The sequence below is a fragment of the Marininema mesophilum genome (assembly GCF_900106775.1).
GTDB classification, from domain to species: Bacteria; Bacillota; Bacilli; order Thermoactinomycetales; family DSM-45169; genus Marininema; species Marininema mesophilum.
Genome location: NZ_FNNQ01000005.1, coordinates 92,990 through 109,658, shown reverse-complemented (window position 1 = coordinate 109,658; position 16,669 = coordinate 92,990). Strand labels below are relative to the sequence as shown.

General features: G+C 46.0%; 12 protein-coding genes. 9 read left to right on the top strand and 3 right to left on the bottom strand.

The window, feature by feature from the left end; translation table 11 throughout:
- Positions 1-12 precede the first annotated feature (12 nt).
- The 8 genes from BLV90_RS06435 to BLV90_RS06400 all read left to right on the top strand — a co-directional run bounded on the left by BLV90_RS06435 (position 13) and on the right by BLV90_RS06400 (position 12,905).
- Positions 13-3,555 carry a UvrD-helicase domain-containing protein gene (locus BLV90_RS06435; protein WP_091738070.1) on the top strand — a complete coding sequence of 1,181 codons (3,543 nt, stop codon included), beginning with the start codon at positions 13-15 and terminating at the stop codon, positions 3,553-3,555.
- An 83-nt stretch (positions 3,556-3,638) separates the two neighbouring features.
- Positions 3,639-5,669: a transglycosylase domain-containing protein gene (locus tag BLV90_RS06430; RefSeq protein WP_091738068.1), complete on the top strand. Its 2,031-nt coding sequence runs from the start codon at positions 3,639-3,641 to the stop codon at positions 5,667-5,669.
- Between the two features lie 35 nt (positions 5,670-5,704).
- Positions 5,705-6,076, top strand: a complete 372-nt coding sequence (locus tag BLV90_RS06425) for a hypothetical protein (RefSeq protein WP_091738065.1) — start codon at positions 5,705-5,707, stop codon at positions 6,074-6,076.
- Between the two features lie 86 nt (positions 6,077-6,162).
- On the top strand, positions 6,163-8,310 hold the full coding sequence (locus tag BLV90_RS06420) for a RelA/SpoT family protein (RefSeq protein ID WP_091738062.1): 2,148 nt from the start codon (positions 6,163-6,165) through the stop codon (positions 8,308-8,310).
- Positions 8,311-8,341: 31 nt separating this feature from the next.
- Positions 8,342-8,788 carry a D-aminoacyl-tRNA deacylase gene (gene dtd, locus BLV90_RS06415; RefSeq protein WP_091738059.1) on the top strand — a complete coding sequence of 149 codons (447 nt, stop codon included), beginning with the start codon at positions 8,342-8,344 and terminating at the stop codon, positions 8,786-8,788.
- A 177-nt stretch (positions 8,789-8,965) separates the two neighbouring features.
- Positions 8,966-10,984 (top strand): transketolase, encoded by a 2,019-nt coding sequence (tkt, locus tag BLV90_RS06410; RefSeq protein ID WP_091738056.1) that lies wholly within the window; start codon positions 8,966-8,968, stop codon positions 10,982-10,984.
- 148 nt (positions 10,985-11,132) lie between these two features.
- Positions 11,133-11,312: a hypothetical protein gene (locus BLV90_RS06405; protein ID WP_091738052.1), complete on the top strand. Its 180-nt coding sequence runs from the start codon at positions 11,133-11,135 to the stop codon at positions 11,310-11,312.
- A gap of 78 nt (positions 11,313-11,390) precedes the next feature.
- Positions 11,391-12,905, top strand: coding sequence for a coproporphyrinogen III oxidase (locus BLV90_RS06400; RefSeq protein WP_091738048.1), 1,515 nt, complete (start codon positions 11,391-11,393; stop codon positions 12,903-12,905).
- A gap of 186 nt (positions 12,906-13,091) precedes the next feature.
- Here BLV90_RS06400 and BLV90_RS06395 read toward each other — a convergent pair whose 3' ends face one another.
- A complete protein-coding gene (locus tag BLV90_RS06395; RefSeq protein ID WP_091738044.1) occupies positions 13,092-13,550 on the bottom strand; it encodes a macro domain-containing protein in 459 nt (152 codons plus the stop codon).
- A gap of 112 nt (positions 13,551-13,662) precedes the next feature.
- A complete protein-coding gene (locus BLV90_RS06390; protein WP_177167925.1) occupies positions 13,663-14,448 on the bottom strand; it encodes a Cof-type HAD-IIB family hydrolase in 786 nt (261 codons plus the stop codon).
- Between the two features lie 215 nt (positions 14,449-14,663).
- Here BLV90_RS06390 and BLV90_RS06385 point away from each other — a divergent pair, with 215 nt between their 5' ends.
- Positions 14,664-15,578 carry a phytanoyl-CoA dioxygenase family protein gene (locus tag BLV90_RS06385; RefSeq protein WP_091738040.1) on the top strand — a complete coding sequence of 305 codons (915 nt, stop codon included), beginning with the start codon at positions 14,664-14,666 and terminating at the stop codon, positions 15,576-15,578.
- An 89-nt stretch (positions 15,579-15,667) separates the two neighbouring features.
- Here BLV90_RS06385 and BLV90_RS06380 read toward each other — a convergent pair whose 3' ends face one another.
- Positions 15,668-16,627 (bottom strand): LacI family DNA-binding transcriptional regulator, encoded by a 960-nt coding sequence (locus BLV90_RS06380; RefSeq protein WP_091738037.1) that lies wholly within the window; start codon positions 16,625-16,627, stop codon positions 15,668-15,670.
- Between the last annotated feature and the right edge of the window lie 42 nt (positions 16,628-16,669).

The following is a 16,669-nucleotide window of genomic DNA, read 5'->3' as shown; positions in this document are numbered from 1 at the left end:
GGGAGAAGGGGTATGACGGGTTGGCAGATGACCGCAGAGCAACAAGAGGCGGTGAATTGTTTAGATCAGGATTGTATCGTTGCCGCGGGAGCGGGGTCTGGGAAAACCCGTGTGTTAGTGGAACGGTTTCTGTCCATATTAAAGCGTCATCTATCAGAGAAAGATCCACTTTCGATGGTAGTAGCGATGACCTTTACCGAAAAAGCGGCTACCGAGATGAAGCACCGGGTAAGAGAAGGGATCGCACAAGAGATGAGAGGGGCTCAGGAGGAAGGGCGATCAGTGGAAGCCGACCAATGGTATCGCATCCTATCTGATTTGGAAAGGGCCCGGATTTCGACGATCCATTCCTTTTGTGCGAGCTTACTGCGTGAACACCCTGTTGAAGCAATGATCGACCCAGACTTTCGCGTGTTAGAGGAGTTGGAGGCAGAGAGCCTTCTTAAGCGAGCGATTACCAGTATCCTCCCGGAATGGATGGCCAAACTGAATCCATCCGTAGCGATGGAACGGTTGATTTTACGTTGGGGAGTAGCAGGTACAAGAGAACGACTGGCACAGCTTTATCAGGAGATGACCGGTCATGGTTGGGTTCCAGAGCAGCTTGGAAACCTTACAGGAAAACATTTACGAGAGACGGAGAAAAGGTTGATCAAGGCGGAACAAAAGCTCCTGCAAAGGGTACTGCTAGCTGGGGATGGTATGCTCACACTTGCGGGAGGTAAGTTGTGTTCGCGTTTTCAAGAGGATTGGCCGCGCTTAAAGAAGGAGCTACAATCAGCCGACTATAGGATGGAGAGGGTCGGACTATTGCTAGAGATTAAAGGCCTTCTCGGGGGGAACTGGGGTCGGAAGGAAGAGATTTTAGTGCCTCGGGATCGATTAAAAGAGGAGTGTCTGGAGCTTCAATCCGTGTCCGATGGCGTTTCATGGATAAAGGGCGAGCATGAGGTTGTCCCCTTCCTTCTTTCTGCCATCAAGGGGATGCATCAGAAGTATAATGAAGAGAAAGAAATGGCTGGAGTGCTTGACTTTGATGATTTGCAATCTCGGGCGGTGAGATTGCTTCAAGAATCGTCTGGGGTTGCCCAGAAAGTGCGTGGACAAATTCGTTATTTAATGGTGGATGAGTATCAGGATACGAATGATTTCCAGAAAAAATTGACGGATCTTCTATTGCCAGGCCCTGGTGGGGAGCGGATTCCGGGTAAATGGTTTGTTGTAGGTGATGCTAAACAATCCATTTACCGCTTTCGTGGTGCAGATGTATCCGTATTTGGACGTACTCGAAGGGAGATTGAGGAAAGTGGAGGGAAAGAGGTGGCGCTGCTGGATAATTTCCGGTCAGAGGCTTCCTTAGTACAGTTTGTCAATGCTCTATTTGGCCGCTTGATGTCATCGGATCCCGAGTGTGATAACTATTATCGAGATACTCGGGCCCACCGTGATCCCGGAGAAGAAGAGGGACGGGTGGAGTTTCTTCCGATCCCCGAGCGAGCAAAGGAGGCTGGGGATCATCGCCAATGGGAAGCGACAGCGATCGCGAAGCGGATTGGGGAGCTGATCGAAGAGGGAACCTCTCCGCAGGAGATTGCTATCCTATTGCAAGCGATGACCCATGTAAAGATCCTAGAGAATGCGTTACTACAAGCGGGAATTCCCTATTATGTTGTAAAAGGGGATGGTTTTTTTACGCGTCAGGAGATTTTGGATGTTTACCATTTGTTGCGATATCTTGCGGACCCAAATGATCGTCTAGCGTTAACAGGTCTGCTTCGCTCTCCCTTTTGTGGGATCTCTGATGAAACGTTATGGGTTATCAGTCGTGGGGAAGCCTGGGAGAAGGAATGGGTAAAGGGGTTGAACATGGAGAGCCTTTCCCCTAGGGAGCATAATAAATTGACCTGCTTTGCAGAACTTATCGCACAGTGGAGGAGGTTGAATGGTCGGGTAACCGTCGCTGAACTATTGGAACAAGCAGTGGAGGAATCCGGGTATCGCTATGTTTCCTGGGCATTTCCCCAAGGGTCTCAGATCGTGGCCAATGTGGATAAATTCCTTCGTCTCCTTCGTACTTGGCAGCGGGAGGCACCTTATTCCCTGCAAAGGGTCTGCAAAATGATCAACCAATGGATACAGGAGGGTGTACGGGAGACTGAGGCTAAGGTGGAAACGGAGGATGGAGCGAGTGTAAAGCTGATGACTATTCACCAGTCAAAGGGTCTCGAATTTCCTGTTGTGTTTATCCCTGACCTCTCCCGAAAACTTCCTCCAGAAACTATCGATGTCAAAGCAGATCGTGAATGTGGGTTGGTGTTTTGTCTGTCGGAAACGGATCTATCGCGCCTAGAAACCTACCGCTGGCGGGGAGTAAAAAACCGGGAATCTCAGTTAGCGCGAGAGGAATCCCTGCGACTTTTTTATGTAGCCATTACCCGGGCAGAAGAGCGGATTGTGTTCAGTGGGTTACCTGAAGAGCACCGAGGTTTGAAAAAGGGTGGGGATCTATTAGCGGCAGATACGTGGAGTAAATGGCTGGATGGGGTACTTGGATTTGATCGGTTGGATAGGGAAGCTGGCTGGTGGCGATTCCCTAAGGAGGATGGTCCTCCACTTCGCCTTCTTTTCTCTATGGATGAAGAGGATGGAAGGCTGGAAAGAGAAGAGCCTGCGCTGCTTGATGAATGGCTGAGCCATGAGGGGTCGGTGAGTCAATTAGAGGACGACCACTTACCGGAACACGTGCTACCCAGAGGATGGACGAATGCAGACTCCCAAATGATCAGTGTGACGGATCTGACCATGTTGGCCAATTGTCCGCGTAAATTTTATTATGCCAAACTATTGGGTCTCCCAGAGATAGGAGAAGGAGATCCCAGCGAAAAATCACGGAGGAGTTATGATCGATTTCGCCTAGATTCTCGAATAAAGGGGCAGATCGTCCATCGATTATTGGAGATTCTGCCTCCGGGACCGATCTCTTCACAAGAAATGAATCTCCTCTATCATAAAACTTTCGCAGAATGGGGAATTCGTGAAGAAGATCATCTGCAATCCGTGGCGGAAATTGCTCCTCTCGTGAAGGCTTATCGCGGAAGCCGATTCTACCGCGACCTTTCCCAGCTCTCGGGAATAAAACAGGAGGCCCGTTTTATTGGACAGACGCAAGGGCTGGAGATCGAAGGAATCATGGATCGAATTCAGTGTACCCCTGAGGGAGAATGGGAGCTGGTCGATTATAAGACCAATGATGTGACCGGGGAGGAAGTGGCTGATGCGGCAGCGGAGTACCTTCCCCAGGTGTATCTCTACGCGCTAGCCGCTCGAGAAGAGTGGGGAATACAACTGGCTCGTGGCATCCTGTATTTCCTCAAACCAGATGAGCAGGTAGAGATCGAGATTAATGAGGATTGGATGCTAAAGGCGAGAGGTCGCTTGGATGAGTGGGCACAACTTTTGCAAAGGGGAAAAGATCTAACGGATTTTACTCCTTATCCAGGCAAGCGTTGTACCTACTGCGATTATCGGTTGATCTGCGAAGGAGCATTTGAGTAAGAAGGAATTTTGGTTGTGGTATGATATTGTGAACTGATCCCCCTAATGTCCCTGTGTGGAAAAAGAAGGAGGGAAGTTTACGCATGGGAGTGGAGTCAAAGAAAGTAATGAAGTTCCTTCATGATTATTGGTCTCGGAAGTGGGTGCGCCGCAGTGTCTGGAGTATAGGGGCTTTAATAGCAACTTTTCTGATTGTTACTAATATCCTCATTCAGATCCAAGATGTGAATGCCTTGGCCAAGGCGACACCACAGCCTACGATCATCTATGATCGGAATGGAAAAATTGCTAGTAAAATATCAGCCTCACAGGCTGAGGGTGTGAAGTTGAAAGATGTTCCTCCTGCGATGATCCAAGCTGTAGTATCCATTGAGGATCAACGATTTAAAAGTCACTCGGGAGTGGATTATTTAGGTACCCTCCGGGCAACAACAATCAATTTAGGGGCAGGACGAACCGTCCAAGGGGGGAGTACCCTTACTCAACAATTAGCGAAAAATGTTTTTCTGACCCATGAACGAACTTATCAGCGAAAGTTAAAGGAAATTCTCCTTGCAAAAAAGATCGAACGGACTTATTCGAAAAATAAGATCATGGAGAAATATTTAAATACGATCTATTTTGGTGAGGGGGCCTGGGGACTAACCAAGGCAGCCCGTACTTACTTTGGCAAAGAACCCTCCCGATTAACGGTGAGCGAGTGTGCGACGTTAGCGGGATTAATTAGAGCACCGTCCAGTCTTTCGCCTGTCAAACACTTTAATCAAGCCATGGAAAGAAGAGACACTGTACTACGACTAATGGAAGAACAGTCCTATCTTACAGCTGCTCAGGTAAAGAAAGCTCAAAAGCAGGAGGTTGTCCTTAATGGACAGGAGACAGATCAGTACAAAGGTAGGTACCCATCCTATGTGGATGCCATCATCCAAGAAGCAATCCAGCGTTATAATTTGACGGAAAAAGAAGTGTTAAACGGTGGGTTGCGTATTTACACGGAGTTGGATCCCCAGATGCAAAAGGGTGCGGAGTCCGTTTATAAACGAGAAGAACTCTTCCCTGCTTCAGTCGATGGTGAGATGGTTCAAAGTGGTTCCGTTCTTGTGGATCCCCGCACAGGCGGGTTACGGTCTCTTGTGGGTGGTCGTGGTAAGCATGTGTTTCGTGGATTTAACTATGCGACGCAGTTAAAACGTCAACCAGGCTCTTCATTAAAGCCCCTCTCGGTTTATGCGCCTGCGATTGCCGGAGGATATAAGATCGACACCCCTTTGAAGGATGAGCCGATGACCTTTGCGAATAATTATGCCCCCAAAAATTATGGTGGTTCTTATAATGGGAAAGTTACTATGTATGAGGCTTTGATTGATTCCAAAAACATTCCTGCAGTTTGGTTGCTCGATCAATTAGGGATAGAAAAAGGAATCCGCTTTGTGAAAGCAGCAGGAATACCCTTGACGGAAAAGGATAATCGCCTGAGCCTTGCACTAGGCGGCCTCGATGTAGGAACTAGTCCACTCGCGATGGCACAAGCTTATTCAGCCTTCCCCAATAATGGTGTCATGATAGAGACCCACGCGATTCGTAAAATAGAGAACCCAGAAGGAGAGACGATTGCCCACTGGTATAAAAAAGCGACGCGCTTGATGAAACCTGCTGTTGCTCAACAAGTTACTTATATGCTTCAGGGAGCTGTACGAGAAGGGACAGGGAAACGAGCTGCTGTTTCAGGCTGGCCAACAGCGGGAAAGACCGGTACAACACAACTTCCTGACAAGACTCAACAGGGCTCAAAGGATCACTGGTTCGTCGGATATACGCCAGAACTGGTGGGAGCGGTCTGGATGGGGTATGACCAGACGGATGAAAAACGCTACCTCTCCACTGCCAGTGGCCAGACGACAGCGCCGATCTTTCGTGAATTGATGGGTGAGGCACTCAAAGGGAAAAAGGCTTCCTCATTTGATCTATCGACAGTGAAATGGAAAAAACCTCCCCGTATCGGTGAGGAAGATGATGAGAAAAAGGATAATCCCTTAGATGATCTATTGGATTGGGGCATACAAAAGGGGAAAGAACAGTTGAAAGAAGGATTGAAAAACTGGTTTAATGGATAAATCGTCATCGCGAATGAAAAAAGGAGCGGAATGAATTGACTTGGATCAGTGATTTTTTTACCCAACTGGTTGGTGCATTTGCCCGGTTGGTGACGGCTGGTTTTATTGTTTGGATGACATTTGTCATCATCATTTTTTTCAAAGAGCTTTTTACTCCCGGGGATATTCGGGTGCGAGAATACCTTTATCGGGTTTGGCGCAGGTGGTTACTTTCTTTTGAACTTACGTCCTATGGCGGGATCGTTGTCGCTTTGTATTACCTTTTCAAAGGTGGAGAAGAAGCAGATCCACTGTTATATAGTTTGATTCTGGTCTTTGCGATTCTGGGATCTTGGTTCTTTATCCGCCTACGGATTCGTTCAAGTTTGCGCAAGAAGAAGCGCGATGCAGAAAATCCTGAAGGATAATAAAGAAGGCCCCCCTTTACTTCGTGGAAACATTTCGAGATAATATAAGGAAAATGTTTTTCAAATCTCTCCTAGGTGAGTGAGATATGCCGATAGAGGAACTACTTGAAAAAGCAGGCTGTTATTTGAAAAAAGAAGAGCTTGAATTGGTAGAGCGAGCCTATCTCTTTGCTGAGGAGGCTCATGAGGGACAAATCCGTAAATCTGGAGAACAGTATATCTATCATCCAGTAGCTGTTGCGGGGATTCTTGCTGACTTGCAGATGGATGCCACCACATTGATGGCGGCGATTCTTTATGATGTCGTTGAAGATACAGGTGTCACCTTAGAGATGCTTGAGGCAGAGTTCGGTGAGACAGTGGCTCAAATCGTAGACGGTTTGACTAAATTGTCGAAACGAATGAAGTATAAATCCACCGCAGAGCATCAGGCGGAGAATCATCGTAAGATGTTTGTCGCCATGGCGCAGGATATACGTGTGATCTTGATTAAACTCTCTGATCGTCTTCATAATATGCGAACACTCAATTTCTTACCCGAGGAAAAGCGTCGTCGGATTTCCAAAGAGACCTTGGAGATTTTCGCACCGCTAGCACACCGCCTCGGGATTTCGACGATCAAATGGGAGTTGGAGGATAGTGCTCTTCGCAATATTAATCCCCAGCAATATTACCGGATTGTCAATCTGATGAAGAAGAAGCGGGCAGAACGGGAACAGTACTTGGATGAAGTCATCGCTACCTTGCGGGAGAAATTGGGAGCGATGAGCCTAACCGCGGATATCTCTGGACGTCCAAAACATATATACAGCATTTATCGTAAAATGGTCAAACAGCATAAGCAGTTTAATGAAATCTACGACTTATTGGCTGTACGAGTCGTTGTCGAATCGATCAGAGATTGCTATGCCGTTCTTGGTATCATCCATACGATCTGGAAGCCAATGCCGGGTCGCTTCAAAGATTATATCGCAATGCCAAAGACCAATATGTATCAATCCCTGCATACGACGGTCATCGGACCCAAAGGTGAGCCCATTGAAGTTCAGATCCGAACCAAAGAAATGCATCGTATTGCGGAGTACGGGATCGCGGCACACTGGGCATACAAAGAAGATCACCAAGACGATAATGTTTCCTTCAATGAAAAGTTGAAATTCTTCCGTGAGATTCTGGAGCTACAGCAGGATACCAATGATGCCCAAGAATTCGTCGAAAACTTAAAGATGGACTGGTTTTCTGATGCGGTATTTGTCTTTACCCCAAAAGGCGATGTATTGGAACTTCCCGCGGGTTCGGTTCCCCTTGATTTTGCCTTCCGGATTCATACCGAGGTGGGTCATCGCTGTATCGGGGCAAAGGTAAACAATAAAATTGTTCCTTTAGATTATCAGTTAAAAACAGGGGATATTGTTGAAGTGTTAACCTCCAAACACTCCTATGGCCCTAGCCGTGATTGGCTGAAGATTGTCCAATCCTCACAAGCGCGCAATAAAATTCGTAACTGGTTTAAGAAAGAGCGCCGTGAGGAAAGCATTGCTAAGGGACAAGAAATGGTGGAAGCCCTTCTTAAAAAACGCGATTTTGACCCCTCTGAAGTGTTGTCTACGGAGCGGTTGAAGGAAGTAGCTGCGAAGTTCAATTTCCAGGATGAGACGGATATGTATGCCGCGGTTGGGTATGGAGGAATATCTACGACCCAAGTATTCAACCGACTCACGGAAGGGCTTCGTTCAGAGGAAGTGAAGCCGCCAGTTCTTCCTGATGTCAAGTCCATGCCTACCCGTCGCCGGACCGGTGGGGTAAAGGTAAAGGGAGTAGACAATCTTCTCGTTCGTCTTTCTCGCTGTTGTAACCCAGTGCCTGGGGATGAGATTAAAGGATTTGTTACTCAGGGTCGTGGTGTATCCGTTCATCGCTCGGACTGTGCGAACTTAAACAGTGTGGGTAAAGAGCGGATGGTGGAGGTAGAGTGGGAAGGAGTACCTGATCAATCCTTCAATGTGGATATTGAGATTTCGGGACTGGATCGAGCAGGGTTACTCAACGAAGTATTGCAAGTCGTTTCCTCTACCGGTGTGGAACTATCAGCAGTCAGTGGAAGAGCAGACCGCCGGGGGCTAGCCAAGATTGATATGAGTATCTCCATTCGCAATATCAACCATCTCCAATCGGTTGTCGATAAAGTGAAGGGCGTGCGAGATATTTACAGTGTTCGGCGAATCATGCAGTAAAGGGTATCTGATGGCTTGAAGGAGGATGGTTGTGCGGATTGTCTTGCAACGAGCAAAGGAAGCTAAAGTAACCGTTTCAGGGGAGACTGTGGGGAAGATTGGCCCCGGTCTTGTCTGTTTAGTCGGTTTTACTGAAGGAGATGGGGAGAAAGAAGTGCGCTGGATGGTGGACAAGCTGATTCACCTGCGCATCTTTGCGGATGAAGAAGGAAAGATGAATCTCTCCCTGTTGGATACCGGAGGAGCAATTCTCTCGGTTTCACAATTTACTCTGTATGGTGATTGTCGTAAGGGACGTCGCCCTAACTTTATGTCTGCGGCTAAGCCAGAGTTGGCTACTGAGCTTTATAATGGTTTTAACGAAGCATTGCAGGGAAAAGGAATTTCAGTGGAGACAGGGGTTTTTGGAGCGATGATGGACGTGTCCCTTATCAACGATGGCCCTGTCACGTTAATTCTTGATAGTCCTAGCGAATAGTACTTAGGTTGGAAAGGGTCTTCATTTAATGAGTAGGCCACGGAAGAATCATTGTAGCCGAGTGGATGATACTTGGGTGCATAGGGATGTTTCTAGGGCATGCTAATAACGAGAAAAGATCTCAGATCCATACCATTAAAATGAGAATTTCATAAGAACCCAAGGGGGATTTTATTCATGTCCAGCAATACTAACCAGTCCATTGAGTCACTCGCTGTCAATACGATTCGTATGTTATCTATCGATGCAGTAGAGAAGGCAAACTCTGGCCATCCAGGTATGCCGATGGGAGCAGCTCCGATGGCCTATGCATTATGGGCTCGTCATCTCAAGCACAACCCAGCGAATCCAAAGTGGTTTGATCGTGACCGTTTCGTTCTCTCTGCAGGTCATGGCTCAGCGCTGTTATACAGCTTGCTCCACTTATTTGGCTATGGCCTTCCAATGGAAGAGGTAAAAAGCTTCCGTCAATGGGGTAGCCTCACTCCTGGGCACCCAGAGGTCAATCATGGAACTCCTGGTGTAGAAGCCACTACAGGTCCTTTGGGACAAGGGATCTCTAATGCCGTTGGGATAGCGATGGCAGAGGCACATTTAGCCGCTCGCTACAACCAAGATAGGTTCTCTGTCATCGATCACTTTACGTACACGATCTGTTCTGACGGGGATTTGATGGAAGGGATCTCTCATGAGTCGGCTTCACTAGCTGGTCATCTTAAACTAGGGAAATTGATCGCCCTTTATGATTCCAACGATATTTCTCTGGATGGAAACCTCGCAGAATCCTTCAGTGAAGATATACAAAAACGCTTTGAAGCTTATGGTTGGCAAGTGCTTCGCGTGGACAATGAAAATGACCTTGACGCGATTGGTCAAGCGATTGAAACAGCACAAAAAGAGACCTCCAAACCTACGCTTATCGAAGTAAAGACCACTATTGGATTTGGTAGCCCGAACCTTGCAGGCACCCATAAAATCCACGGTGCTCCCTTTGGACCAGAAGAGCGGGAAGAAGTACGGAAGGCTTATGGCTGGGAGTGGGAAGAGCACTTCTACATTCCAGAAGATGTGGCTGGCCATTTCGAAAGCTTGAAATTCGCAGGAGAAGAAGCTGAGAAGAAGTGGAATGCTCTCTTCGCAAGCTACAAGGAAGCATACCCATCCTTGGCTCAAGAGTTAGAAAAAGCGATTAACGGTGAGCTACCAGCTGACTGGGATCAAGCCCTGCCAACGTACCAAACGACTGATAAAGCAATTGCTACCCGTTCTGCATCTGGTGAGGCCCTTAATGCTGTGGCCCAGGGGGTACCTAACTTTATTGGTGGTTCTGCGGATCTAGCCTCTTCCAATAAGACCGAGTTGAAAAAACAAGGCGTTTTCCATGCTGAGGATTATGCTGGTCGTAACATCTGGTTTGGAGTACGGGAACATGGCATGGGAGCTGCATTGAACGGGATGGCTCTCCATGGTGGTGTAAGACCTTTTGGCGCGACATTCCTGGTCTTCTCTGATTACTTACGTCCATCGATCCGTTTGGCGGCAATTAGCAAACTGCCTGTCCTCTATGTATTTACCCATGATAGTATCTCCGTTGGGGAGGATGGCCCTACTCACGAGCCTGTCGAACAGATCCCAGCACTACGTCTTATCCCGAATCTAAAGGTCTTCCGGCCAGGAGATGCCAATGAGACAGTATCCGCTTATCGCTATGCGTTGAATCATCATGACGGTCCTGTTCTCCTCGCACTTTCCCGGCAAAACCTGCCCATCCTTGAGGGCACCGCAGAAGCGTCGACTAAAGATGCTTTGAAAGGCGGTTATGTGCTAGCCGATTCTGAGGGAACCCCAGATGTGATCTTGATTGCTACAGGTTCTGAAGTAAGCTTAGCAATGGAAGCAAAAGAGAAGCTCAAAACTCAAGGAGTTAATGTACGTGTCGTCAGTATGCCTTGCCGTGAGCTCTTCCTGGAACAACCAGAAGCGTACCGTGAATCGGTCCTCCCCCACGCGGTGACCGCTCGGGTCGCTATCGAGGCCGCCTATCCAGTAGGCTGGGAACAAATCACTGGCGATGCTGGTGAGATCATCGGTATCAACACCTTTGGTGCTTCTGCTCCTGGTAATCTGGTGCTGGATAAGTACGGATTTAATGTGGATAATGTGGTAGCCCATGCAGAACGTGTGTTGAAGGGATAATCATCTACTAAGAGTACCCTCCTAAAGAGCTCCCGCTCATTTAGGAGGGTTTTTTATGTCACCACAAAACAAAGGTAGTTTATTACCTGGGTAGTCCTGTTCTCTTTTTTGGGCAGAATAACAAAAAAGAACCCTCAAGGAGAAAATCATGCGCAGGACTCAACGGGAGCGAGAATTTATGATCCATATGACCCTATTTGGCTTTGCTGATCCACAGGATAACCAAGAAGTAAAGGAGCCCAGCTTAGAAAACGTGGAACGCCCACACAATATAGGCCGTGGTGCCCTTACCCCCATGGAATCTTCGTTGATTTCCAGCGATGGCTGAGCTAGACTGAAATGAAAGAATCGGTTAAGCCAAGTGAGGGGGGACACGGGCCCCGAGAGAGGGTGCCGTGGTTTTGACGTGAAAAATTGGAGTGTAACAGGGGTAGACCCGTCCTTCTATTTGGATACGGAGCGGATTATTGGACTCTTCTTCCCGAAGGCGAAGGTGAATCCGGTAGGGGAAGAGAAGATGGATACACGCCTTCACTTTAGTGTGGAGGAAAAAGGGGAGCGCATAAAAGCGTCGGTAACCCTTAGGGATTCTGAGGTAGAAGATCGGACATGGCATGCCACTTATGAGCAGGAAGCGATAGTGGATGGACCTTCGAAGGAAGTTCGGCGGCGGATCAAACAGGTGATGAAACACGCCTTGTTGCAAGTGTTGGAAGAAGCTACTGGCACTCGTCAACCCTGGGGAATCCTGACTGGAGTTCGTCCGACCAAGTTATATCATGGGATGATGTTAGAGGGGATTTCCACAGGAGAAACAAAAAGAATCCTGGAGCAGAATTACTCTCTGATGCCCTATAAGATTGACCTCTTAGAAGAGATCGTCCAGCGACAGACAAAGGTGTTGCCAGATCTTTACCAATTGGATCAAGAGGTGAGCCTCTATATCGGGATTCCCTTCTGTCCAACCAAATGTGCCTACTGTACCTTTCCTGCCTATGCGATCCAGGGCCGTGATGGGTCAGTAGAGGAATTTTTAGCAGGTCTGCATGAAGAGATTGAAGCCGTAGGAGGGTGGCTTGCACGGCAAGGTCGCCGGGTGACGACGATATACTTTGGTGGGGGAACGCCGACATCGATTACTGCCTCTCAACTGGAAGCATTGTTTATCCAGATGAAAAAGTATATTCCGGATTATGATCAGGTTCGTGAATTGACGGTAGAGGCAGGGCGTCCAGATACCCTTGATGTGGAGAAGTTAGACCTATTGAAGCGGTGGCAGGTGGATCGGATTAGTATCAATCCCCAAAGCTTTGAGGAGAATACCTTAAAGCTGATTGGCCGCCACCATACAGTGAAAGAGACGCTCGATAAGTTCCATCTCGCACGGGAAATGGGGTTAAACAATATCAATATGGATCTGATCATCGGCCTTCCTAATGAAGGGCTAGATCGTTTTCGTCAGTCCCTTAAAGTGATGGAAGAGTTGCGGCCAGAATCATTAACAGTGCACACGCTATCCTTCAAACGAGGGTCCCATATGACACGCAACCCCGATAAATACAAGGTGGCAGGTGGGGAAGAGATCGGTCAGATGGTTCAAGAAGCTCGGCAATGGACCCAGTCCCAAGGCTATGCGCCCTATTATCTCTACCGCCAGAAAAATATCCTGGGTAACCAAGAGAATGTAGGCTACGCTTTTCCAGGAGAAGAGAGTTTGTACAATATCAGTATCATGGAAGAACGGCAGACCATTATCGGATTAGGCTGTGGGGCTGTCAGCAAAATCATTCCACCTGGTGGAGGGCGTCTCACACGATGGCCCAACCCAAAAGAGCCCCAAGCGTATATTGATACCTACCGTGAACAGACGATAAAAAAGCTAGCCGCTCTTGATGAGGCTTATGGTTTGGTAACAAGATAAACAAATGATGAAGAAAGTCGCATAAAAGCTGTATAGACTTGGCAAGTTTAGAGACGATTGATTGGCGATAAGAGTGACCATGTACTAGCTCTTGTAGAGTTTTGCTTACTTATACTAAAAGCGGACGGGGTGCGACTGCACACCCTGTCCGCTTTTAGTAAGCTTTTTGATGATGATATTTTTCCATCATATTTTTTCTGGTGGAATCAAGTGAACATCGATTTCTGGGGAAAGCAGAAATGCATTAATAATAGCCTGCTCTATCTCCTCCCAGGGAGGTCCCCCAGGCTCATATCCTAATGCTGGAATGGTGATGGAACGGATGTTCCACTCTTCACATGTTTTAACTAGATCGATCAGCCCGTGTTTGATGTCATCAAGGCGTGTAGGACGCCGATTTCTTTTTAAAGGAAAATTGATAATGTATTGTGGCCCATCGCCCTCTGGAATTAACGGAACAACGTACATTTCTCCTACTTTGATCCGGCGCAGGCGACAGGCACGGCGGTAGGCGATAAAGTTCATCGGAAAAGCGTTGCGAAGGGTGAGCATGGGACCCGCTTCAAGCCAGCCGGTGCAGTTAATTGGATTGATGACAGCCTCGGTGGAAATTTGGGTGAGAGGGGTGTTTTCTATGTTAATCATCAGTGTAAAATCTCCTTCCCTCACCAAAAATTATGGGGTAGTTGCAGGAAAAAAACAAGCACCGAAAACGAAGAAGTAAATTGAGGGAAGTGACCGCAAAGGTATTAATGGATCAGCCTATCAGTTGCAATCTTTTTAGTCCAGTAAAGATTCCATGATTATCACAACTAGGCGCAATATAATTTGATACGACTTTAACCTCTGGTACACCGTTCGCCATAGCAACGCTATTCTTAATGAAAGTAAGCATTTGGATATCATTTTCTCCATCTCCAAATGCGTAACAATCATCTAAGTGGATTTGCAGACGTTCTATTAGTAATTTAATACCGACTACTTTTGATACGTCTTTAGGAAGTACATCAGCCCCAAAATCCCCCCATCGAATAAATTGGTAGTTAGGAAAAGTTGCTTTATATAGACCTTCCTCTTCTCTAGTACAAAAAAGGTTCAACTGGTTAACACCAACATCATAAAAGCATCGGGGATCTACATCGGGGTAAGGTAATTTTAAGTGCTTGAAGCTTCTCTCTGCGTAAATATGATTGGCATGGCTTATTAGAAAATTATCCTTGTTCCCAAATCCTACTACATGTTGATTTGCGTAAGCTAAATCGGTAATATCCTGAATCATCTCTTTATCAAGGAGATTGTTCTGCATAATCTCTCCTTGATGTACAACTAACTGACCATTTAAAGCAATATACGTGTTTATGTTTAACTCCCTAGCGATGTGTACAAACATGCTAGGGGCACGGCCTGTTGCGATTGCAACGATATCGCCCTTCTTTTGAAGGGCGTTGATAGCATACTTAGTACTGTTTAATATGGTCTTCTCCTTAGTAAGCAAGGTTCCATCAATGTCGAAGAAAATAATTTTTCTATTCATGGCTTCCATCCTTCCTCTCATTGAGAAGAATATAAACCATGAAATGCATTTCACAGCAATCCTTAATTTGTTCTTGTTTTTTGGTAATTACCCCTTGACATGAAATCGTTATCATGAATTAAGCTCTTTTTGAAAGCGCTATCTAGTAGTCTCTCCGGTTTAACGGGCCAATCATTCTTTAACAATAGACAGCGCTTCGCTTAAATAAAAGGAGGGATTCTATCATGGGGAAGAACAATATTTTGGAAGCAGAATTAAAATTAAATGATCGTTCTAATGGACAACCTTTACGTGTATTAACCGAGGAACAGTTTGCTTTTTGGTTAGAATATGGTTACGTCGTTATCAAGAACGCAGTAAATAAAGAGGATTTGGAGCGGTTGACCAAACTAATATGGAATTTTGCCGAAAAGGATCCCAACGATCCAACAACTTGGTATTTGAGTCCCTCTCCTGAAATGAAGATGAAGGAACTGAATGGTACAGGTATGGTAGAACTCTACAATCATCAATTGATGTGGAACAATAGAACTAGCGAAAAGATCTATAACGCTTTTGTTGATATCTGGGGAACTGAAAAATTATGGACCAGTATTGATCGAGTAAACTTAAACCTACCGAAAAAGGATGGTCAAGGATCCGATGGTTTCATTCATTGGGATGTCGACACTTCAAAAGACCCATTACCAGTGAATGTTCAAGGTGTCCTATCATTAGTAGATGCCTCTGAAGACATGGGGGGATTTCAGTGCGTCCCTGAATTATTCAGGGATTTTCCAGAATGGGCTAAGAGCCAACCAAAAGACCGTGATCCATACCATCCAGACCTAACGGGATATACCCCTACAAAAGTCGTGGCAGAAGCAGGGGATTTACTGATTTTTAACAGTATGCAACCCCACGGTATACGAGCAAATCATTCAAATAAGGCAAGGCTAGCGCAATACGTTTCCATGTTTCCAGCACAAGAAGATAATACTGAGCTAAGAAATACTCGTGTCACATCGTGGCATGATAAAGTATCTCCAGTCGGTGATGCCTTCCCTGGCGATCCACGTGAATGGGAAAAAAAGCACCATGAACGTGCGATTCTAACTGAACTTGGGGAAAAATTATTAGGTTTAAAAAGCTGGGAGTAAGCGACAACACACTAAAGTCGAATAAGTGGAGATGCATAGTAGCATTTGCAACAATTGGTTGATGAAGTAGGTGTAGCTCGCTAAAAGGGCTACACCGTTTTTCTTTTTACAATTTCTAAGTCAATTTCATGTTTGGTCGTTTCTGACAACAGCGCTTGTTCAACCAGTAACTGCCCGATAGAATATAGTGGTATGTCTATTGTAGTTAGATGCAGAGCTTTTGAAATTTGTTGATTATCAAATCCTATGATTGCTACGTCTTCAGGCACAGACCATCCTAAATCGTTAAATGTAGTCAAAAGGCCAGCCGCCACTTGATCATTCGTTACGAGCAAGGCGGATGGACAATCGCCACTCTTATAAAGGCGTTGTGCTAATTTAGCACCGTCCTCTAAATATAAACAACCCGTGTATATGTCCCTCTCAAGAAGGTCTAGGTTTTTACTTTTGTAAAAGTCCCTGAATGCTTTTTCACGCTGAATACTGCTTGTCCCTTTTCTTCTGCTAATACATATTCCTATCCGAGTATGGTTAGATTCAAAAAGAAATTCTAGAGCGTCCTTAAAACAATCATAATGATTTACATACGAACAACTGATTCCCTCTATATCAACATCTTCAAATAGTACTATTTTTCCGCTGGAGTTATACTCTTTTATTATATTTAAGCTCACTCGACGTGAGCAAAAGATCAAACTATCTATTTGTTTGCTTTTTAGCATATTAAGGGCATCGATTTCTTTATCCTGGTTATAGTTTGTCTGGAAAATGACTATTTTAAAATCTGTGTTAGATACTGCTTTAGCTATTCCATTAGCTAACTGGCTGAAGTATGGATGGTCCAAAAAAGGAATAACAATTCCTATTAAGCAAGTTTTGCCTCTTTTTAAATGGATAGCGTTAATGTTCTGTGTGTATCCAGTTTTCTTTATTGCTTCTCTAACAGCCGCAGCTTTATCTGCTTTTACATAAGGGTGATTATTTAAGACCCTTGAAACCGTTGCTACAGATACCCCAGCCAATTTCGCTACGTCATGTATATTTGCCACATGAAGCCCCTCCTTAAATAAGCAGGTGATAATTATTGATTT

Coding starts and splice junctions, on each gene's coding strand:
- BLV90_RS06385 (WP_091738040.1), top strand. CDS start 14,664: ATGGGGAAGAACAATATTTTGGAAGCAGAATTAAAATTAAATGATCGT.
- BLV90_RS06420 (WP_091738062.1), top strand. CDS start 6,163: ATGCCGATAGAGGAACTACTTGAAAAAGCAGGCTGTTATTTGAAAAAA.
- BLV90_RS06395 (WP_091738044.1), bottom strand. CDS start 13,550: ATGATTAACATAGAAAACACCCCTCTCACCCAAATTTCCACCGAGGCT.
- BLV90_RS06405 (WP_091738052.1), top strand. CDS start 11,133: ATGCGCAGGACTCAACGGGAGCGAGAATTTATGATCCATATGACCCTA.
- BLV90_RS06430 (WP_091738068.1), top strand. CDS start 3,639: ATGGGAGTGGAGTCAAAGAAAGTAATGAAGTTCCTTCATGATTATTGG.
- BLV90_RS06390 (WP_177167925.1), bottom strand. CDS start 14,448: ATGGAAGCCATGAATAGAAAAATTATTTTCTTCGACATTGATGGAACC.
- BLV90_RS06435 (WP_091738070.1), top strand. CDS start 13: ATGACGGGTTGGCAGATGACCGCAGAGCAACAAGAGGCGGTGAATTGT.
- tkt (WP_091738056.1), top strand. CDS start 8,966: ATGTCCAGCAATACTAACCAGTCCATTGAGTCACTCGCTGTCAATACG.